The sequence below is a fragment of the Vibrio frigidus genome (assembly GCF_042465995.1).
Classification (GTDB): domain Bacteria; phylum Pseudomonadota; class Gammaproteobacteria; order Enterobacterales; family Vibrionaceae; genus Vibrio.
Map to the genome: position 1 here is coordinate 72,176 of NZ_JBCDMC010000011.1, position 20,470 is coordinate 92,645.

Here is a 20,470-nt window from a genome sequence, read left to right on the forward strand (position 1 = left end):
GAACCGACCCTAATTAATCTGAACTCGGTATAACAAACATGAGTTGAGCTCAGGTTATGCTTCAGTTGGTAGGGTAATGGTGATTTTTAACCCTCCTAGGTCGCTTTCTTCTGCGCGAATAGTGCCGTTATGTTGACGCACTGCACTTTCAGTTATCGCGAGGCCTAATCCTGCGCCTCCTGAATGTCTATCTCTCGCTGTGGACACTCGATAAAAAGGTCTAAAGATGTCAGTAAGCTCTGTTTCTGGTACTCCATCACCGTCATCTTCAACACAGATGGAAAGTGTATCGTTGACGTGAGTGAAACCGACGCGAATAGAAGTATGGCCGTAATGAATAGCGTTGCGGACAATGTTTTCAATTGCACTCATCAGTAGGTTTGGATTACCAGTAATGGAACAGTTAGGCATTTGGCTATAGATGAATGATTTCTCTTTTTGTTCCGCTTCAAATTGAGCGTCTGCAATGATTTCTTCCCAAAGGGTCGTCGCTGAGTGGGTCTCTCTTATTTGATGGCTATTCACTTGCATACGTGACAGTTCCAATAGCTCGCTGATCATTTTTTCTAATCGCTCAGCTTCCGTATTGATGCGTGTTAACTCTGCTGATTCACCTTGTTTCCTCGTCGCTAAAGCGTTCGCCATTCTTAAGCGAGTAAGGGGAGAACGAAGCTCGTGAGAGATGTCAGAAAGTAACCTCTGGTGGCCTGATATCATTTGATTAATGGCCAATACCATCTGATTAAAAGCGGCCCCAGCCTCACGAAATTCAGAACTTCCTTTTTCTAGATTTGGATCTTCAACAAACTCTCCATTAGCGACTCTTCTCGCCGCATTTTCAAGAAGGCGAGCGGGTTTGCTTAATGCGTAAGCTAGCCAAAGCAATAAAGGAGTACTGACCATCATAACGAGTAACAGGAGCCGGATGGGTTGATCGAATAGTTGAAGAAGAAATGGCGGGGTTTGATCCCACTCTCCAGCGATAAATAGAAGTACTTGTTGATTAGCAATCGTCACTGGCATTGGACCCGCTATCATGTAACGACCATATAGCCTTTGCTGAGGTTTATCCAAAGACTCTAAACTAGTAATAAAGTTTTGAATTGCACGTCGCTGCATTCGGCTATTGACGCCAATTAGATTGCCATTGAGATCTGATAAATAGATTACTGGTTTCCCATCCTTTCTGTCACCTTTCCTTTTGTCATTAACCCGAAAGAATACGTCATTAATGGAATGGTGGTTTTTGTACTTGTCTTCAAGGTGTTGGGCAAAGTTTGAAAGCCTTTCAATATTATTTTGTTGGATACGATGCGTTTGTCTTGGATCTGAGTCTTGCACAAGCAAAACAGCGATCAAGACCAAGAGCATGGTGAACCAAAAAATGGCAAAAATACGGCCATAAAGGTTGGAGAATTTTGGGAGTCTCATTATCCCTCCTCAACAAGTAGATAGCCGCGCCCTCTTAGGGTTTTTATTCGTGGTTTTCCATCGCTGCGTTCAGGTAATTTTTTTCGAAGGTTGGATACATGCATATCAATGGCACGGTCAAATGGGGCCAAACGTTTACCTAGCACATCTAGGCTCAATACTTCTTTTGTCAAAGATTCGCCGGGGTGTTGGATAAAATGGGTAAGTAGTGCGAATTCGGTTGTCGTTAATTCCAAAAGTATTTCGCCAACATAAGCCTCCTGCTTACCAGGATAAACCTTGATATTTTGATATTCGATATAGTCAGTAGATTTTAAGGCCGTGTTTGTTTGTGTTCGTCTAAGAATGGCTTTAATTCGAGCGAGCAATTCTCGGTCACTAAATGGCTTAGGGAGATAGTCATCTGCGCCCAATTCTAGGCCGATGACCCTATCTATCTCTTCGCCCTTTGCCGTGAGCATAAGAACAGGAATCTGCCAAGATTCACGTAACTTTTTTAGCATGTCCATGCCATTCATTCGAGGCATCATGACATCTAACAGTATGAGGTCAATCTGGTCATTTACGGCGGCAAGTCCAGCCTCACCATCGTTAGCTTCGGTAATGTTGAAACCCTCAAATGTAAGAACTTCTTTCAGCAGACTTGTAAGTTCTGTGTCGTCATCAACTAATAAGATATTGGCCATTCCTACTACCTCTAATGCATTTGTTACGTTCAGTATGATTGATCTTACCTATAAACTTAACCACTTGTTTTGTCTTTACGCTTTTTTACGCTTTCTAGACGTTACTTTACTGTGCAGCCTCTATTCTATGCTTAACCGCTGTGAAGGCAGCTACCTAAAAAGAATAACGTGAGGAATAACCTATGAAAACGACGAAAAAACTAGTCATTGCGGCAGCTGCCCTTCCAATGCTTTTTGCAACAGCAAGTGCATTTGCATATGGTGGTAAAGGCGGTTCAGATATGGACGGCCATCACGGAAAATTTGGAAGTTTTGATAAAGGCTTAATTCGCCAGTTAGATTTAACGGAAGAGCAGAAAGATCAATTCCGTGATTTACGCGAAGCTAAACGTGACGAGATGCAAGCTGACCGCGACACAAACAGAGCAACACGCCAAGCCGAGATGAAAGCACAACACGCTGCAACGCAAGACCTCGTATTAGCCGCAGATTTTGACCAAGCAAAAGCGAAAGAACTCGCGGCTTCAATGGTTGAGAAACAAACGGAGCGTCGGGTAAAGATGTTAGCTGCACAACATGAAATGATGAGCATTTTAACGGATGAGCAAAAAGATCAGTTAAAAGAATTGCAAGCAGAGCGTATGGATGAAATGTCCGAACGTATGGGTAAGGGCAAAGGTAGAAACAAATAATACTTTATTCATTTCGTTATCCAACCGCCTAAAAAAAAGCAGCATTGTGCTGCTTTTCTTCGTGTTACCTCCTGTAAAAATAAAATGATACCCAAGTCACAAAATCATGGCTATAATCCAAGTAAATCTTCCTAAATTGATCTGATATGAAAGAAGAATACGCTCGCCTAGTCTCAATGGCTGCATGGATGGCGACCGGAATTGCGACATTACTTCTGATAGTTAAACTGGCCACCTGGTGGGTTACTGGCTCGGTTAGTCTATTAGCATCACTGATTGATTCGTTACTAGACTTAGCGGCATCGGGTGTAAATCTAGTGGTCATTCGATATGCCCTTCAACCTGCAGATGAACAGCATACATTTGGTCATGGGAAAGCGGAGTCTTTAGCTGCATTGGCTCAAGCTATGTTCATCTCTGGATCCGCCTGTTTTCTTATTCTTAATGGTGTTGACCGATTTTTCCGTCCGCACGAATTGACCTCTCCAGAATACGGTGTCTATGTAAGTCTATTTGCTACCGTAGTTACTGCGGGGTTAGTCATGTTTCAAAAACATGTAGTGAGAAAAACAGGAAGCCAAGCAATATCAGCAGACTCATTGCATTACCAGACAGATATATACATGAATATTGCCATCATGGTTGCTCTTGGTTTGAGTTATTTTGGAGTGAGCCAAGCGGATGCCACGTTTGCCGTTGGTATTGGGGTCTTTATATTGATTAGTGCCATTAAGATGACATTAGAGGCAGTACAATCTCTATTGGATAGGCAGTTACCAGAAGACGAGCTCAATACAATCCGTGAAGTGGCCATGTCTGTTGAAGGTGTTTTAGGTGTACATCAGTTAAGAACACGGATGGCAGGACCGGTAAGATTTATTCAACTACATTTGGAATTGGAAGACAATATGATATTGATTCGAGCTCATGAGATCTCTGATGAGGTTGAAGAACGACTGATTAACGCCTTTCCAAGGGCGGATGTGTTGATTCATCAGGACCCTTATTCTGTTGTATATGGATCTGAAATAGGGCAAAAAGAACTGGGTTGGTAAATTTATTTCAGAAATAACATCAACAAAAATGACTATATTGAGCTATCTTTTGTTTGAATGATGGAAACTGAAACTGATTCTGATGTGAATCAACTAAGTTATCGGACAAAATGTAATACTCTTTCATAATTGAAAAAAATACATCATTTACTGGCTCACTAAGACGCAAGAAAGCGCAATGAGCGGGTATAGAAAATGACTATTAAAAATTCTGCCGATATTGTTCTTTAGTAACATTAAGTAGTGACAAATTGGCAATTAAAATTTGTAAATTTGATTTGAAAATCGAGGGTGAGCATGATTAAGAAAATTGGTGTTTTGACAAGTGGCGGAGACGCCCCTGGGATGAACGCAGCAATTCGTGGCGTAGTCCGTACCGCACTTACTGCGGGTGTCGAAGTCTATGGTATCTACGATGGCTATCAAGGCTTATACGAAGATCGCATTGAAAAGTTAGACCGGTCTAGTGTTTCTGACGTGATTAACCGTGGTGGTACATTCTTGGGCTCTGCACGTTTTCCAGAATTCAGAGAAGTCGCTACGCGTGAAAAAGCGATTGAAAACCTGAAGAAACATGGTATTGAAGCGCTAGTTGTTATCGGTGGTGATGGTTCTTACATGGGAGCGAAGAAGCTGACTGAGATGGGCTACCCATGTATTGGCTTACCAGGCACTATCGACAACGATATTGCGGGAACTGACTACACGATTGGCTATTTGACCGCGCTTAATACCGTTATTGATAGCATTGACCGCCTGCGTGATACATCATCGTCGCACCAGCGTATCTCTATTGTTGAGATTATGGGTCGTCACTGTGGTGATTTAACTTTGATGGCTTCGATCGCAGGTGGTTGTGAGTACATCATCACTCCAGAACAACCTTGGAGTAAAGAAGAGCTAATTGAGAGCTTACAGAACGGTATCGCCAAAGGTAAGAAGCACGCAATTATTACGTTAACAGAGCTAATGATGGATGCCAATGAGCTTGCAAGAGATATCGAAAAAGCGACGGGGCGTGAAACCCGTGCCACCGTGCTTGGCCATATTCAACGTGGTGGTCGTCCGACGGCATTTGATCGTGTATTAGCTTCTCGTATGGGTAACTATGCCGTTCATCTTCTATTGGAAGGTGAAGGTGGTCGTTGTGTTGGTATTCAGAAAGAGCAACTTATTCACCATGATATTATCGATGCTATCGAGAATATGAAACGTCCAGTTCGCACGGACTTATATAAAGTTGCAGATGAGTTGTTCTAAGATTTAATTAGAGAATAATTGAAACGGCCATTAGGAGACTAATGGCCGTTTTTTTACACCCTAAGTGCCTTCTAAGGCACAGGTGTAGGAGGATTATCGACTATCTGCTTTGTTGGCGGGTTTTGGTTACGCCAAAAAACAAAAAAGCCAGCCGAGGCTGACTTTAATAACCACTAGGTTTGAAAACCCAGATGATAGGCTCTAATTAAGCTTTTGCTTTTGCTGCTGCTTTAGCGATTGCTGCAAAGCCTTTTGCATCAAGTGCTGCACCACCAACTAGCGCGCCATCGATATCAGGCATGCCGAAAAGTTCTGCTGCGTTGCTATCTTTAACAGAACCGCCGTATTGGATAACAAGATTTTTAGCAACTTCTTCACTTGACTGCGCGATGTGAGCTCGGATAGCAGCATGAATGTCTTGAGCTTGCTTTGCTGTTGCTGCTTTACCTGTACCGATTGCCCAGATTGGTTCGTAAGCCACAATAGCGCCGTTTAGTGCTTCAACGCCTTGAGTCTTGATTACTGCGTCAAGTTGACGAGCACATACCGCTAATGTTTCACCAGCTTCGTTTTGTGCATCAGACTCACCAATACAAAGTACAGGTGTTAGGCCATTTTCTTTAAGGAATGCAAATTTCTTAGCAACAAACTCATCAGATTCGTTGTGGTATTCACGACGTTCTGAGTGACCGATAATGATGTGAGTAGCGCCAAAGTCTTTAAGCATTTCTGGAGACATATCACCAGTGAATGCGCCGCTGTTTTTTAGGTCAGTATTTTGAGCGCCAAGGATGATTTTGCTGCCACCCTCTTTAATTACGCGCTCTGCTAGGTCAACATAAAGTGCTGGTGGAGCTACAGCAACGTCAACGCCAGTTACGCCTTCAAGCTCAGCGTTAAGTCCGTTTAGTAGCTCAGTTACCATTGCTTTGCTACCGTTAAGTTTCCAGTTACCCATAACTACAGGATGACGCATAAGAATATCTCCAAAAAGTAATTAATGTAAAAAATAAACAATATTTCGAAAGAATATAACAGATAAAGCTCATTAGATCATGACACGAATCATTTCTTCATCGAATCTTTGGTTTTTGAACTGGGCGGTTGTTAATCAAATTTGATCCAGCATACAAAATAATAGCTAAATTTTAGAAATTTGCTTGGATTGCTGTATTTTGAATCAATCTGACTTAAGGATAAATAATTAATGCCAAATATAATATTGGAATACACTAATTCCGTCGAGGATAGGGTGAACATTCAAGGGTTATTGGAAGATCTCCATCAGGTAGCGTTGAGCTGTGGTCTATTTCAAGCTGATGATGTGAAATCGCGCGCGTTGAGGTGCCACCATTGGTTGATTGGCGAGCATGATGATAGTGAAGGTTTTATTCATATTACCTTTGAAATGTTAGCTGGACGGTCAGATGAACAAAAAAAGAGCTTGTCTCATGAATTAATTGATGTTCTTACATCGCAGGCTGGAACGGTAAAAAGCTTGTCGGTGAACATACGTGATATGGATAGGGGTACCTTCCAAAAGGTACTTAATTAAATTTAAGGTAAACATTGATGTCAATACCTGAGCTGTTGTTCTCATTTCGAGGAAGAGTAAGTCGTCGAACGTTTTGGTTGTGGAATGCGTTCTATTTTCTGATGATTATTTCTGTCGCCACTTTGGTGAAAAAATTGTTTCCTGAATCGGATAGCATGGTGCTGCCTACGATTTTAGTTTTGTTGGTTATTCCAGATTTGGCGATAACGGCAAAGCGTTGGCATGATAGGAATAAGTCGTTGTATTGGCTAGGGTTGCATATTCCTTTAGTATTAACCCGATTCATGGTCCCCTTAGCTGGCGTCGAAAACGCATTTCAACCGACTATGTTCCAGTCTGCTATTTCTCTTTCTGCGATGGCATGTGGCGCATGGATTTTTGCTGAATGCGGTTTGTTTGAAGGCGATCAGAAAGAGAACCAATACGGCCCTTGCCCAACAAGGTAGGCTATAAATTTAATGGCGCGGAACGAAAGGGATGATTTCTGCGCTTCGTTTAGTCGATTGTTCGCCTTCTAAAACTTCATGCATTTTAGCGATCTGCAAGCTAAGTTCGCGAGCTAATACTATATTGATGTGATGGGGGTTTTTGCAATGGCTAATTACGCGATCGATATGACTCTGTTGTGCCCGCAACCTGGGTTCCATCTCTTCTGAAGAGCAGGTTATCGCTTGCTCGCACGCTTTGCGTTTGAATTGCTCGAACTCTTCCGGGTTGTTTTGAGCCAATTCGACCAGCTCATCAAAGGATGGGAGTGTTTGTTCATATTGAGCTTGATCCATAAGCTCCACCTATAATTAACTACAAATTACATTATATAAGTGTAGCCAATAAAATGAGATCTGATAAGTAAACGGTATTCGGCTATATAATCAGCGACTTAACCTTTTGCTTCCTGAATGTGATAAACACATCTTCTATCGTCTTTGATAATGTGTTCAGTGCGTATGATCGTGCAGTTTTCGCCAAGCAATTGTTGAAACACATTGAGCTCTGATTGACATAGGCTAGGGCAGTTTTGTGCGGCTTTACAGATTGGACAATGGTTCTCGATTAAGACGAAGCCATTTTCGATTTCCGTTAGCTCAGCCATATAGCCATCATCTTCACGTAGTTGTTTCAGTTGTTGTAACTTACTTTTAAGGCCATTACATTCTGATAATGCTTGACCGTATTTTTCCAACGTCTGTTTTTCTCTTTCTAATGCGATTTTCTTTATACCATCTTCACCAAAAAGTGTCCCAACAGCCTCGATGACTTGGACTGTTAGTTCACCGTGGCGATCAGAAAACCGCTCATGCCCTTTAGGTGTAAGCTGCCAATGACGAGTAGGGCGTCCTATTTTTACTTTTAAATCAAAATACTCAAGCAAACCGTTCTCTTCTAACACTTGTAAGTGTTGTCGCGCACCCATGCTCGTCATATCGAGGTCTTCGGACAGTTTTTTTGCTGTCAAAGAACCTTCTCTTTTGAGTTTTTGTAATATTCTATCCGCTGTTTTCACCGCAAGTACCTAAGGTTATGCTCGTAACTTATAACTACAGCTTTCATTATGAATAAAGTAATTAATAAAGCAAATTCTTAACTAACCTATGTTTAGGTTAATTAGTCGACAAATGAAAAAGCGCAGCTAAAATAGCTACGCCTCGTGATCTGTTGGGGTCAAATTAGAGAATGAAGTCTTTAATCTCAGAGTCTTTACGATCCAAATAGTGGATAGATTTGATGCGACGAATCGTTCTACAACGACCTCTAATCACTAACGTCTCCGTTGTGGCGATATTGCCTTTGCGAGTGATCCCTTCGAGCAAGTCGCCTTTAGTGATCCCTGTTGCTGAGAAAACAACATTGTCACTAGATGCCATGTCTTCCATTTTTAATACAACACGTGCCTCAACGCCCATCTCCTTGCATCTAGCCAGTTCTTGGTTGCCGTGGATACGATTGTCTTCGGTATCGCCTTTCACTTCCTGTCGTGGCAGCAGGCGGCCTTGCATGTCACCATCAAGTGCACGAATAACAGCAGCGGATATAACACCCTCTGGAGCACCACCAATACAGTACATAATATCGACTTCGCTATCAGGCATACAAGTGAGAATAGACGCTGCGACATCGCCATCTGGAACAGCAAAGACGCGGATGCCCATCGCTTGCATCTCTTTAATTATTTTGTCGTGACGTGGTTTAGCTAAGGTTGTCACCACTAGTGTATTTAGAGGTTTACCCATCGCTTTGGCAATATTCTCTAAATTTTCTGTCAGTGATTTGTCTAAGTCGATAACACCTTTTGCTTGTGGGCCAACCACGAGCTTTTCCATGTACATGTCAGGTGCTTTAAGAAAACTGCCTTTTTCACCAGCAGCGAGGACAGTCAAAGCATTTGCTTGACCCATTGCGGTCATGCGAGTGCCTTCAATAGGATCGACAGCGATATCTACGGCATCTCCTCCTAACCCAACATGTTCCCCGATAAACAGCATTGGCGCATCATCGATTTCACCTTCACCGATAACAATTTCGCCTTCTATTTCTGTTTTGTTGAGTAGCGTACGCATTACCTCAACAGCGGCCCCATCTGCGGCGTTTTTATCGCCACGTCCAAGCCAATGATAACCAGCAAGCGCGGCACCTTCGGTTACACGAGAAAATGCCAATGCTAAATCGCGTTTCATGACTACTCCAAAATAGTAAAAAAGAGGTAAAAAATTTGCGGGGATTCTATCATACAAAATAGTAAACGTTTGCCTTTTTGGCCCTGCTTCATTGGTCACTTGGTTTGATTGAGTCGATGTATATATTTAGGTTGGTTTAGAGCGATATGAACATTGACGGAACACGTGAAAATTCAGGATAATGTAGCTTGGTGCTCTAAAAATGAGCATGTAACTCAAGAATCATGATATTAGACGTGTTTATATTGAAAAGCGTGAGTAGAATGAAGCTATTCGTGACTGAATTATCTTTTAGTCAACCAGAACAAAGTAAAGGTAGAATGTATGTCTTTAGAAGTGCTAGAGCAGTTAGAAACAAAAATCCAAACAGCCGTTGATACCATCACTCTATTACAGATGGAATTAGAAGAAGTTAAGCAAAAAAACCAAGGTTTGGAGCAAGAAACAACGTCACTAAGAGATAACTGTTCAAACCTAGAGCAGCAAAACCAACAGATGGTCGAAGAGCATGAGGCTTGGCAACAAAGAATTCGTATTTTACTAGGTAAGATGGAAGACGTAGAGTAACATTTTCTCGTCTGAACAAGAGTAAAGAGATTATCAGAGCGATGGCACTGGTACTCTCTTTTCGATGGTTCGGCTGTCTATCAGAGTATTGAAAATAGCAGCAGTCTATTTTTTATTTATCAAGTAGTACTTCTAACATTATTTGATGCGGATGATTTGGTCCTTAAGCATTATGGCGTCTTCCTAGTACAACAACTATTACTTCTTAATGAGTAAAAAATAATAGTGTTGGAGAGGTGAGCCGTGAATAAAATCAATAGTAAATTATATTGGGTGTGCTGCAGTTTATTGCCAACGGTATGTCTGGCGGAAGGCGAACAAAGCCCATCAAACCAAACTCAACAAGAAGAGCCTCAAAAAAGAATCCAAACGGTGGCGGATGTATTTGAGCAGCCCGGTGTATTAACGCCACGGGGTACCTTCGTTTTAGACGCCTCATTTAATTATTCTCAGAACTCATCAAACAAAGTTTCTATCGTAGGATATACAATTTTGCCAACGTTAATCGTTGGACGAATAGAAGTCAGTGACTCAGATCGTACGACTATCACCGTAGGACTAACGGGGCGATATGGTATTACCAATCGACTTGAAGCTGAGGTGCGTATTCCGTGGGTTTATCGAAATGACCAAATTTCTACGCGACCAATTCAAGATGGCGCCTCTGATGACACAGAAGTGTTGACGTTGGATGGATCTGCTATGGGAGATATTGAAGCGGCATTGCGTTATCAGCTAAATATGGACAGCGCGCCATTTTGGGTAGGTGGGTTAAAAGTTAAATCGACAACGGGTAAATCCCCTTATGATTTGGAGCTCGATACAACAACCAATACGTTTACCGATGTTCCAACGGGGTCGGGTTTTTGGAGTGTTGAACCAAGTTTAACAATGATATACCCGACAGACCCTGCGGTTCTTTTTGTGAATCTTGGTTATATCTACAACTTTGAAGATACGGTTGATTTTGGTGACAGCGAGGCAGACATTGCACTAGGTGATACGATCTCTTTAGGAGCTGGAATGGGCTTTGCTGTTAATCCTAATTTCTCTTTTTCTCTTGGTCTTGCTCACAAAACTATCCTTAAAAGTGAAGTCAATGGGTCCAGTGCTGATAGTGCTCAACTGTTGCAATTGGATACGGTAAGCTTTGGTGCCAACTTGGCCATTAATCCGAAATTATCGGTAAACGTGAGTGCAGCGGCAGGATTGACAGAAGATACGCCTGATTTTCAATTAACAATCAGGGTACCTTATAGTTTCTAGAGTAGAAGTATTAGCCGTCATCCGGAAATCAATGCAAGTAATGTTGACCGCGGCATTTATGGCAGACTTAACATGATCGCATCGTCTAATTTCATTCTTAACTGTGAACTCCTTAATATTATTGTTCCAGGAGCATTTATATCAACGACAGTTGATATTCCAAGTACACTATTGTTTACGGTATTTTGGATAATATTGCTGATGGTGGCGGAACTGCTCGTCACTGGTTTCTCAGTATGAGTAGTGTTTGCTAAATATTGTTTAGTAATTTTATGTTGCTCGTCCTTAAGCGAAGAAATACCCTCAAATTGATTTCCCGAACCATTTTGAACAACATTAGTTATGCCCGTTTCACTCGCTGGTTTTTGAGTATCTAACTCAACTTGCCCATTTTTAATCAAAAGGTTAGCAATGTGCGAATTGAAAAAAGTTCTACCATTTAAAGATGTAGTGATACTAATACCGATGTTTATGAACCGATTAGACGGAAAGCTAAAGCCCCCTCTATACTGACTTAATTCGGTGTTAGATAGCGGCACTCCTACATCTTTGATGGACATTGCAGATGTTGGCAAGGTGCATAGCAACAGCGAAATGCCAAAGATTCTTAAACCTTGTTTTTTCATAACGCGTTCCTTTTAGTTTTCACCCGATTCTCGGAGTGTCGTGCTAAAAATACCGAGTGAGTCACGAGTTACCGCAGAATTAACAGGTGATGGTGTATAAATTGCAAAGCTGTCATCAAATATAAATGACGCTTTCCCTTTTTCAGCATGGTTCTTTATGAGAAGAATTATCCCTTGATAATAGCGATTAAAATCTTCTACGCGCATCTTTACCGTTCCTCTAGATGGGTCACCAATAATGACATGTTTTGAATTTATGCCCTTAACCAACACAAAGTGCATATAGCCATCAAAATTAACTAAGGTAATCCCGGGAACGCCAACCTTCTTTATTTTGGTGGTACTCAACTGAAATCCATCAGCATCAAAACCAATACCTTCTAAGTACAGTTTCATGTCTAAAAGCGAGAATCCTTCTTGCTTGATACGCTCTTGATCACCTTTATCAAACATGACCGTAAATATAGTTTCCTCGTTTGAAGGCGTTTGATAGTGATAAGAGAGCAATGAAGCTAGGGCGGCGGAACCGCAGCTAAAATCATACTTTTGGCGAAGTACATCGCCAAACAATTGTTCTTGATAACTTTTTACAGCAACATTATAAACACCTCTGCTTGGGAGGTAATCTAATGCAAGGGTTGAGGTGCTTAAAAGCACCGCAACCCAAGTTAATAAGAAACATTTCATATTCATCAATGCAACGTTAAGTTCACGACAGTTGAGTTTTGAATAACAACATTGTTACCTGTATTTTGAATGACATTCGAAATACCAGAACTGTTGCTTAGCGAACCATTGGTAATAACATTATTACCGGAGTAGGTTCCCAATGCATTGTTGCCAACACTAGAGCCATCGAGTTCAGATGTCGCTGAAACATAATCAATATCGACCAGATATTGACCACCTCGAGAGGTTTCCAATTCTTCTTCAGAGATGACCGCGTCATCAGGAAGCAATAATTGGTCTGCAAAAGACGGTGCCGAAAGCATAGTGCCTATTAGCAATAGCGCTGTACGCATGACTTTCTCCAAATCTCTTATGGCATAATTGTCGCGTTGGTAGATACCGATTGTTGAATTGAAGATGCATTACCGGCATTTTGAGCTGCGGTTGTAATACCCGCTGCAGCATTAAATGAACCATTAATGTTATTTTGTTGGCTCACTGACATTGCGTTTCTATCTCTGTCACGTCCACCAACTTCGAGACCAAATAAAGCAAAGTCTGCGTCAGTATCATTCAAGCCGTAAGAAACGGTAGCTCCAGATACGCTAGAATCCATCTCGGAGTAGTTCACGACAGTAGTAGAATCGATATTGATAGTGCTAGTGGCGGTATTCGTCATAGAGTCATTATCCCAAGATTGAGATTGGAGTGTGTTATGACTTAATACATCATTATAGCTGTCGTCTGTATTGCCAGAATCTTCCACATTACCAGAATCGTCCACATTACCTACATCATCGACGTTTCCGAAATCTTCGGCATTATAGTCATTATTGCTGTCGTATTGGTCATTGTCAGAGTTACCAACATTTTGAAGATCATTATCACTGAGAAGTTCAGTGTTATTGTCACTTAATAGACTGATATCATCATTGTCGATACCAATATCATCAGCCGTAATATCGTCTATAGCGTAAACCGATCCAGAAGTGAATGTAAAAGCGAGAATAGACATAGCTAGAGTTGTTTTGTTAAATTTCATGATTGTGCTCCATATTTTATTGAGTTACTTCTTTGTATTGTTAACTTATAAAAGTATATTGCTATTTATTGTTGCATACCTATCTGAGGTAGGTAATGTTGAGTATAGGGAAAATGCAAAAAATAAAAGTCTCACTGGTGAGACTTTTATTTTCAGAGCGTTTTTTTATTAAATGGATGAAATCATTTCTATTTCAACTATATGAAAAGTATTAATAATTTTGTAGTTTAATTATAAAGGTATTAGAAGGTTGTGTTTATTGGTTGTTCGAAGTGCTGTTTTTTGGGTACTTGTTTTTTGTAATATAAACCTTTTTATTAGTAGTGTGATCTTGTAGTTGTATTTTACATTTTACCATATTCTCAGGTAAAGTGTAAGTCATTGTAATCAAATGATTAATTAAATTAATAACTTTTTTAAGGAACCTGTATTAGCGGGTTTAAATACGATTAACTAGTTGTATATGTTGTTTTTTTTCGTTGTTTATTAGCGTGAGTTGTTTTATGTGGGCGTTATATTATGATGTTAATTCAATTGTTTGTGAAATGAATGTAACAAGTCTTGATATGAGGATTGGTATGTTTCTAACAATGAAATTATATATTAATTATCATGTGACTTTGGATGTTAAGGTCAGCTTGGATTATACTTGGTATAAAATTTAATCCAAAAATTAAGTGTAAATTTATGTGTGAGTATTATATGGATAGATGGTGAGGGCGATGTTATGCGTTATAAATTGGTTGTCGTTGGGGATGAAATATTTAAAATAAGTTTAATAAAAAAAGAACTATCAGAGATGCCAGGTTTAGACGTCGAGCATATGACACTTAAAGAACTTAAATTGCATAAAGTTCAAGAAGATATTAATTTAGTCATGCTTGATTTTTCAGTACTTGAGGATGGGCTTTGTAATGGTTTTTTTGTAGATGGATTGGGTTACGATATACTTATATTCAGCGCTCCCAAGGGGAGTGTAGAAGAAAAAATAATGAAGTGGAAGAGCGTAAAAGGAGTGCTTCCGTATACTGCTCCTATAGAGCACCTTAGAAAAAGTGTTCACCACATTTTGAGTGGCGGTATGTGGATGCCTCGTAATTGTTTAGAAAAAATGGTGAGGTACTATAGGCACCCTAGTGTGTTTGCTAATACCTTGCAGCTAGACTTTACAAAACGAGAGAGGCAAATCCTATCCCATATTGCAAATGGCCAATCAAATCAGCAAATTGCTAATGATTTATTTTTAGCAGAAAGTACGGTTAAAACGCATATTTATAAACTATACAAGAAAATGAACGTACATTGCCGTCATGATGCGTTAGAGCAACTTAAAGGGAATGACTGGGCCAGTTTATAAATGAGAATGTCGTTGTTATAAATTAAAAAAGCCGCCGAGTGGGCCGCTTTTCATATGGGTATGGTGTAATGTCAGAAGAATAGTTTTGACGAATTATTTAGCGCTCAAAATCGTTGTCGTCAGTTTCAACATCACTCTCTGCAATAATCTCTAGATCTGCGTCTAATGGTTCTGGTGAGATAATAATGCCGGTATTGTCAGCATAAAGATAATCTTCAGGTAAAAAGGTTACACCCCCAAAGTTGACAGGAACGTCTATCTCACCAATTTGCTGGCTTGCTGCGCCAACAGGGATTGATGCGAGAGCTTGAATGCCAATGCTCATATCTTCTAACTCATCGATTTCTCTAACACAGCCATAAACAACAATGCCTTCCCAGTCATTATCTTCTGCTAATGTAGCAATTTCCGCGTCAATAAGAGCCCTACGTAATGAACCACCACCATCGATTAATAGAATACGACCAGCGCCATCTTCTTCTAATATGGAACGTATAATACCGTTATCTTCAAAGCATTTTACGGTAGTAAGTTGACCTGCAAATGAGGCACTTCCACCAAAGTTACTGAACATTGGTTCTACTACATCGACTTGGTCTGAGTAAATATCACAAAGTGCAGAGGTGTTGTATTCCATATGCGTTGTCTTCTATTCGCTACTGAAAGGTTTTTAATTATATCGACTCATTGAGTCAATGCAATGACAAGGCTCAATTATCTAACTATTGTTTGAGCTACAACTACCAATGAAAACAAAATGTTAGTAATTGAAGCGCATTTGACGATGATGGGCATCATTGGCGCAATGGCGACGGGAGAGCTTGATTGGAGTACTTCTTTACCATGTTTTGCCAACGTAATAGCAGATAAAAAGAAAGGAACAATTATCCAAATAGTCGTACTGTGGCTAAATAGGTAGTAAACATAAGAGACAAAGGCTAATCCAATCAATACGATGTGATAATACTTCGCTGGTTGTTCTCCCAGTCTTACTGCGATAGTTTTTTTGCCACATGCACGATCATTATCGATATCACGCATGTTATTAATATTAAGTACAGCGACAGCTAATAATCCACATCCTATCGCAGGGATGAAAATATCAAAATCAATAAATCCAGTGTGAAGAAAATAGGTTCCACCAACACCGAGTAATCCAAAAAATACAAATACAGATAAGTCGCCAAGCCCAACGTAACCATAAGGTCTATTACCGACGGTATAAGCGACGGAACTTAATATAGCGAGTAGGCCCAAGCCTAAAAATGCGAGGATATTGGTAAAACTTTCTAGGGAATAGAAAATCAGTGCCAAACCGGAAAGAATCGTTAAGAAAATATTTAGGAGAATAGCATGCTTCATCTCTGCCTGAGTGACGACACCCGACTGCATTGCACGTGTTGGGCCTAAGCGGTCATCGTTATCAGTACCTTGTTGGGTATCGCCATAATCGTTGGCTAGATTAGACAATATTTGTAGAAGAATCGCGGTAAGTAGAGCGAGGGCCATAACAGCAAAAGAAAAATTACCATTGGAATAGGCCAAACTGCTGCCCGTCGTTATAGTGACGAGTGCGAGTGGTAGCGTTTTTGGCCTTGCTGCGTCTAACCAGATTACAAGTGACTGCTTCATTTAGATTGTTTACCTTACATTATTGAGAGCAGTATACCAATTGCACAAATAATAAAAAGCCCATCTAAAGAGGTAGACGGGCTTGATCAAGATTTATTAATTAAAGAATAAATCGACTGAGATCTTCATCTTCAATAAATTCAGCCAAACGTTCGTGTACATAGGCTGAGTTTATTACCATCTTAGAACCGGGTTTTTCTGTTGCGTCAAAGGATATTTCATCCATCAATCTCTCCATGACAGTGTGCAGTCGACGGGCGCCGATATTTTCAGTGGTTTCATTTACGCGCCACGCAGCTTCGGCTATCTGATGGATACCATCTTCAGAGAACTCGATGTCAACATCTTCTGTCTTTAATAAGGCGATATACTGTTCAGTTAGGGAAGCTTTTGGTTCTGTAAGTATGCGTTCAAAGTCATGACTAGAAAGCGCTTCTAGTTCTACTCGAATAGGTAAACGGCCTTGAAGTTCAGGGATTAAATCTGAAGGCTTCGATACTTGGAATGCACCAGAGGTAATAAACAGAATATGATCTGTTTTTACCATGCCGTGTTTGGTTGACACTGTGCTGCCTTCAATCAGAGGCAATAAATCACGCTGCACACCTTCACGGGACACATCAGGGCCTGAGCTTTCACCTCGTCTACAGATTTTATCAATTTCATCTATGAACACGATCCCGTTATTTTCAGCATTGTAGATAGCTTGTTCTTTGAGCTCTTCAGGGTTGACGAGTTTGGCGGCTTCTTCTTCAATTAGCGCTTTAAAGGCGTCCTTGATTTTCATCTTACGGCTCTTTTGTGTGTTGCCCGCCAGATTTTGGAACATACCTTGAAGCTGATTGGTCATTTCTTCCATTCCAGGAGGCGCCATTATCTCTACACCCATTTGCGGAGCCGCAACGTCAATATCTATCTCTTTGTCGTCTAGTTTGCCTTCACGCAATTTTTTACGGAAAATCTGACGTGTGTTCGACGAGGTATCTTCTTGTTTCTCATTCTCGCCCCATGCATCGCGTGCTGGTGGGAGTAATGCGTCTAGAATACGTTCTTCAGCTTGTTCTTCAGCTCTATATTTTACTTTTTCAGTCGCTTGTTGGTGGGTCATTTTAATCGAAACATCGGTAAGGTCTCGAATAATGGTTTCTACCTCTTTACCAACGTAACCGACTTCCGTGAACTTAGTAGCTTCGACCTTAATGAAAGGCGCATTCGCAAGTTTGGCTAAGCGGCGTGCTATTTCAGTTTTACCAACACCAGTGGGGCCAATCATCAGAATATTTTTTGGCGTCACTTCTACGCGTAGGCTTTCATCAAGTTGCATTCGACGCCAACGATTACGCAGTGCTATTGCCACAGCACGTTTTGCTTTTTCTTGACCAATAATGTGGCGGTTTAATTCGTGAACAATTTCACGGGGTGTCATTTCCGACATGTATTTATTCCTCAATTCTGAGCAGAGAATTATAATTCTTCGATTGTGTGGTGATGGTTAGTAAATACGCAAATATCACCCGCTATGTTTAGTGATTTCTCTGCTATTTCACGTGCATCCAGTTCGGTATTTTCTAAGAGTGCGATAGCCGCAGCTTGAGCAAAGTTGCCGCCAGATCCAATAGCAATTAAGTCGTTCTCTGGTTGAACCACATCACCATTGCCCGTGATGATGAGTGACGCTGTCTCGTCTGCGACAGCTAGAATCGCTTCTAGTTTACGAAGTGCACGATCACTGCGCCAGTCTTTGGCGAGTTCAACGGCGGCTTTTGTGAGGTGACCTTGATGCATTTGTAGCTTGCTTTCGAAACGTTCAAATAAAGTAAACGCGTCAGCAGTGCCGCCTGCAAACCCTGCAATCACTTTGTCGTTATACAAACGACGAACTTTTTTAGCATTCCCTTTCATTACGGTATTGCCTAGGGATACTTGTCCATCACCAGCAATAACAACTTTATTATTACGACGTACAGATACAATGGTAGTCACGAGAATAGCCTCTTTTCATTTCACTAGTGAGATAGCGAATATATGAGGATAATCTAGAAGGATTTCAAGGACGAAAAAAGCGAGATAGTTAACTATCTCGCTTTTGGGGGAATAATATTCTGTTTTTGCGTCGCTTATTGCGTTTCTTTCCAAATAGCACAGGGTTCAATCTTGGCCCTTTGTAATGCGTGCTTGTCTTTTTCTGCGTTTCGTTTGAGCTTATATGGTCCTAAAACCACCTTATACCAACTGCTGCCTTCTTTCTTGCGAATTTTGCTGCTGATGCCTTGAAAGGCAATATTAACTTTGCGTTCTTCTGCCTGGCTCAGCGACTTAAAGGCACCGCATTGCATAATATATGGAACGGTTGATACGACCTGTTTTTTTGCCTCTACTTCAATCTCTTTGTTCGGCAGAGATTTCACGTAATCCCATTCTTCTTTGGGCAATTCCGGCAAGCTGGTTTTCTTTTTGGTTGTTGTCTTAGGTTTGGACGTTTGTTTCACTTCAGGTGGAATAGGGGGCTCAGGATCATTACTCAAGATATATAGGCCATAACCAAACCCTCCTAATAAAAGGACGGCAAGTAAACCCGCTTTCCACGGCTTTCTTGTAGGCGTCTTTTTGCTTCTCGTGCTTTTACGAGTGCCTTGACCCCGTTTTACGTAATCTCTATTTGCCATAACATGTCAGCCAAATTTAGGTATCAATATGGTAATCCAAAATGTATCTGGAAGACAATTGTAGTTTAAAAAGCGGCGCCATAAAGCACCGCTTGAGAGTGAACTAGAGATCTCTATTTCAGATTGAATCACTAGGCTCTAGGGGGAGCTGCGCTATTTCTGATAACAAGTTTTGTCTCAAGTAATCTTGAACCAGCTCTTACGTCTCTACCTTTAAGTAGTTCTAGCATCATTAACATTGCTTGGCGTCCAATCTCATAACGAGGTTGAGAAACTGTGGTTAATGGAGGATCACAATATTGAGAGAATTGAATATCATCAAAACCAACCACTGACAGATCTTGAGGCACACGCAAACCCAGTTTTTTCGCTTCCTGTATTGCACCAATCGCCATGGTATCGTTGTGGCAAAATATGGCTGTTGGCGCGTCTGGTAATGAAAGTAGTTTTCTAAGTGCTTTAGCGCCACCTTCAAAGGTGAAATTACTTTGAGTGGTGTAAGTTGAATTGAGTGCTATTCCGGCTCTGCGTAAAGCTTGCTGATAACCTTGATGTCGGAATTTACATAACGCTGCCTTTTCTGGACCAGAAATTTGCGCAATTTTTTTGTGACCCATTTGAGTTAGATAATTAACCGCTTCAAATGCGGATGTTAAGTTATCAATATGCACGGTTGGTAGTTCTAATTCCGGAGCGTATTCACAAGCCATTACCAGAGGAGGGAGGTTTTTTTGTTCAGGTTTACTGACATCGAATGGTAAATCGGTGCCAAGCAGTAACATACCGTCAGCTTGTTTAGTAAAAACCAGATTAACGAAAGAACTTTCTCTTTTTTGCTGTTTGCCGCTATCACCAAGTAGAACTAGATAACCATGTTCCATCGCTGCGTCTTCAATGCCACGAATGATCTCTGTAAAATATGGATCACAAATATCTGGAACAATGGTGATAATTGTTTTGGATTCATTCCTACGGAGATTTCGAGCTAAAGAGTTTGGGGAATATCCAGCTTCTAGTACAGCGTCTTCTACACGTTTTCTAGTTGACGCAGAAACTTTTTCTGGGTTCATTAAAGCGCGAGAGACCGTAGCGGTTGAAACACCCGCAAGCTGGGCAACATCCTTCATTGTCGCCATAAATAATTAACCTCTGATATCCTAACGATGATAACTGTTATGTAACTATATGTTTATGCTCTAAGTGTATTGCTTTAGAGAAATGTAATTTACGGGTAGAGTAACAAATTTTGCATAAGTTGTGTGAGCTTTGTCGCATTGGCGAATATAAATAG

The 20,470-nt window shown here is 40.8% G+C and carries 24 protein-coding genes; 8 read left to right on the forward strand and 16 right to left on the reverse strand.

Features of this window, described 5'->3' with window-relative positions; all coding sequences use genetic code 11:
- Positions 1-54: 54 nt before the first annotated feature.
- Entirely contained in the window at positions 55-1,431 is a 1,377-nt protein-coding gene (gene cpxA, locus AACW90_RS18050) for an envelope stress sensor histidine kinase CpxA (protein ID WP_390237182.1), read from the reverse strand.
- On the reverse strand, positions 1,431-2,117 hold the full coding sequence (locus AACW90_RS18055) for a response regulator (protein WP_390237184.1): 687 nt from the start codon (positions 2,115-2,117) through the stop codon (positions 1,431-1,433). The genes cpxA and AACW90_RS18055 overlap by 1 nt, the downstream gene beginning before the upstream one ends.
- Before the next feature lie 182 nt (positions 2,118-2,299).
- Here AACW90_RS18055 and AACW90_RS18060 point away from each other — a divergent pair, with 182 nt between their 5' ends.
- The 3 genes from AACW90_RS18060 (at position 2,300) to pfkA (ending at position 5,124) form a co-directional block, all read left to right on the forward strand.
- On the forward strand, positions 2,300-2,809 hold the full coding sequence (locus tag AACW90_RS18060; RefSeq protein WP_390237186.1) for a CpxP family protein: 510 nt from the start codon (positions 2,300-2,302) through the stop codon (positions 2,807-2,809).
- Between the two features lie 146 nt (positions 2,810-2,955).
- Positions 2,956-3,864, forward strand: a complete 909-nt coding sequence (gene fieF / locus AACW90_RS18065; RefSeq protein ID WP_390237188.1) for a CDF family cation-efflux transporter FieF — start codon at positions 2,956-2,958, stop codon at positions 3,862-3,864.
- A 297-nt stretch (positions 3,865-4,161) separates the two neighbouring features.
- Positions 4,162-5,124: a 6-phosphofructokinase gene (gene pfkA, locus AACW90_RS18070; RefSeq protein WP_195704568.1), complete on the forward strand. Its 963-nt coding sequence runs from the start codon at positions 4,162-4,164 to the stop codon at positions 5,122-5,124.
- Between the two features lie 205 nt (positions 5,125-5,329).
- On the opposite strand, the gene tpiA is transcribed toward pfkA, so the two are convergent.
- Positions 5,330-6,100, reverse strand: a complete 771-nt coding sequence (gene tpiA / locus AACW90_RS18075; protein ID WP_390237191.1) for a triose-phosphate isomerase — start codon at positions 6,098-6,100, stop codon at positions 5,330-5,332.
- Between the two features lie 231 nt (positions 6,101-6,331).
- Between tpiA and AACW90_RS18080 the strand changes: the two genes are divergently transcribed.
- Complete coding sequence (locus AACW90_RS18080) at positions 6,332-6,679, forward strand: 5-carboxymethyl-2-hydroxymuconate Delta-isomerase (RefSeq protein WP_390237193.1); 348 nt, start codon at positions 6,332-6,334, stop codon at positions 6,677-6,679.
- A 17-nt stretch (positions 6,680-6,696) separates the two neighbouring features.
- Entirely contained in the window at positions 6,697-7,125 is a 429-nt protein-coding gene (locus tag AACW90_RS18085) for a DUF805 domain-containing protein (RefSeq protein ID WP_390237195.1), read from the forward strand.
- Positions 7,126-7,134: 9 nt separating this feature from the next.
- On the opposite strand, the gene AACW90_RS18090 is transcribed toward AACW90_RS18085, so the two are convergent.
- The 3 genes from AACW90_RS18090 to glpX all read right to left on the reverse strand — a co-directional run bounded on the left by AACW90_RS18090 (position 7,135) and on the right by glpX (position 9,354).
- On the reverse strand, positions 7,135-7,461 hold the full coding sequence (locus AACW90_RS18090; protein WP_390237197.1) for a DUF3135 domain-containing protein: 327 nt from the start codon (positions 7,459-7,461) through the stop codon (positions 7,135-7,137).
- Between the two features lie 98 nt (positions 7,462-7,559).
- Positions 7,560-8,183 (reverse strand): helix-turn-helix transcriptional regulator, encoded by a 624-nt coding sequence (locus AACW90_RS18095; RefSeq protein WP_390237199.1) that lies wholly within the window; start codon positions 8,181-8,183, stop codon positions 7,560-7,562.
- Positions 8,184-8,346: 163 nt separating this feature from the next.
- A complete protein-coding gene (gene glpX / locus AACW90_RS18100; RefSeq protein ID WP_390237201.1) occupies positions 8,347-9,354 on the reverse strand; it encodes a class II fructose-bisphosphatase in 1,008 nt (335 codons plus the stop codon).
- Positions 9,355-9,678: 324 nt separating this feature from the next.
- Here glpX and zapB point away from each other — a divergent pair, with 324 nt between their 5' ends.
- Positions 9,679-9,921: a cell division protein ZapB gene (gene zapB / locus AACW90_RS18105; RefSeq protein WP_390237203.1), complete on the forward strand. Its 243-nt coding sequence runs from the start codon at positions 9,679-9,681 to the stop codon at positions 9,919-9,921.
- Positions 9,922-10,173: 252 nt separating this feature from the next.
- Positions 10,174-11,187, forward strand: coding sequence for a transporter (locus AACW90_RS18110; protein WP_390237379.1), 1,014 nt, complete (start codon positions 10,174-10,176; stop codon positions 11,185-11,187).
- A gap of 56 nt (positions 11,188-11,243) precedes the next feature.
- On the opposite strand, the gene AACW90_RS18115 is transcribed toward AACW90_RS18110, so the two are convergent.
- The 4 genes from AACW90_RS18115 to AACW90_RS18130 are packed head-to-tail and all read right to left on the reverse strand — an operon-like array spanning position 11,244 to position 13,524.
- Entirely contained in the window at positions 11,244-11,813 is a 570-nt protein-coding gene (locus tag AACW90_RS18115; RefSeq protein ID WP_390237205.1) for a hypothetical protein, read from the reverse strand.
- A gap of 12 nt (positions 11,814-11,825) precedes the next feature.
- Positions 11,826-12,506, reverse strand: a complete 681-nt coding sequence (locus AACW90_RS18120) for a C39 family peptidase (RefSeq protein ID WP_502226700.1) — start codon at positions 12,504-12,506, stop codon at positions 11,826-11,828.
- Positions 12,506-12,835: a carbon storage regulator gene (locus AACW90_RS18125; protein ID WP_195704559.1), complete on the reverse strand. Its 330-nt coding sequence runs from the start codon at positions 12,833-12,835 to the stop codon at positions 12,506-12,508. The genes AACW90_RS18120 and AACW90_RS18125 overlap by 1 nt, the downstream gene beginning before the upstream one ends.
- A gap of 17 nt (positions 12,836-12,852) precedes the next feature.
- On the reverse strand, positions 12,853-13,524 hold the full coding sequence (locus AACW90_RS18130) for a hypothetical protein (RefSeq protein ID WP_390237207.1): 672 nt from the start codon (positions 13,522-13,524) through the stop codon (positions 12,853-12,855).
- A 727-nt stretch (positions 13,525-14,251) separates the two neighbouring features.
- Here AACW90_RS18130 and AACW90_RS18135 point away from each other — a divergent pair.
- Complete coding sequence (locus AACW90_RS18135; RefSeq protein WP_390237209.1) at positions 14,252-14,881, forward strand: helix-turn-helix transcriptional regulator; 630 nt, start codon at positions 14,252-14,254, stop codon at positions 14,879-14,881.
- A gap of 97 nt (positions 14,882-14,978) precedes the next feature.
- Here the strand turns inward: AACW90_RS18135 and rraA are convergent, their stop codons facing one another.
- The 6 genes from rraA to cytR all read right to left on the reverse strand — a co-directional run bounded on the left by rraA (position 14,979) and on the right by cytR (position 20,315).
- A complete protein-coding gene (gene rraA, locus AACW90_RS18140) occupies positions 14,979-15,518 on the reverse strand; it encodes a ribonuclease E activity regulator RraA (protein WP_390237211.1) in 540 nt (179 codons plus the stop codon).
- 77 nt (positions 15,519-15,595) lie between these two features.
- Entirely contained in the window at positions 15,596-16,513 is a 918-nt protein-coding gene (locus tag AACW90_RS18145) for a 1,4-dihydroxy-2-naphthoate polyprenyltransferase (protein ID WP_390237213.1), read from the reverse strand.
- A gap of 100 nt (positions 16,514-16,613) precedes the next feature.
- Positions 16,614-17,948: an ATP-dependent protease ATPase subunit HslU gene (hslU, locus tag AACW90_RS18150; RefSeq protein WP_195704554.1), complete on the reverse strand. Its 1,335-nt coding sequence runs from the start codon at positions 17,946-17,948 to the stop codon at positions 16,614-16,616.
- A gap of 29 nt (positions 17,949-17,977) precedes the next feature.
- On the reverse strand, positions 17,978-18,496 hold the full coding sequence (hslV, locus tag AACW90_RS18155; protein WP_275135037.1) for an ATP-dependent protease subunit HslV: 519 nt from the start codon (positions 18,494-18,496) through the stop codon (positions 17,978-17,980).
- 134 nt (positions 18,497-18,630) lie between these two features.
- Positions 18,631-19,179 (reverse strand): SPOR domain-containing protein, encoded by a 549-nt coding sequence (locus AACW90_RS18160; protein ID WP_275135036.1) that lies wholly within the window; start codon positions 19,177-19,179, stop codon positions 18,631-18,633.
- Positions 19,180-19,310: 131 nt separating this feature from the next.
- A complete protein-coding gene (gene cytR, locus AACW90_RS18165) occupies positions 19,311-20,315 on the reverse strand; it encodes a DNA-binding transcriptional regulator CytR (protein ID WP_195704551.1) in 1,005 nt (334 codons plus the stop codon).
- Positions 20,316-20,470: the final 155 nt, after the last annotated feature.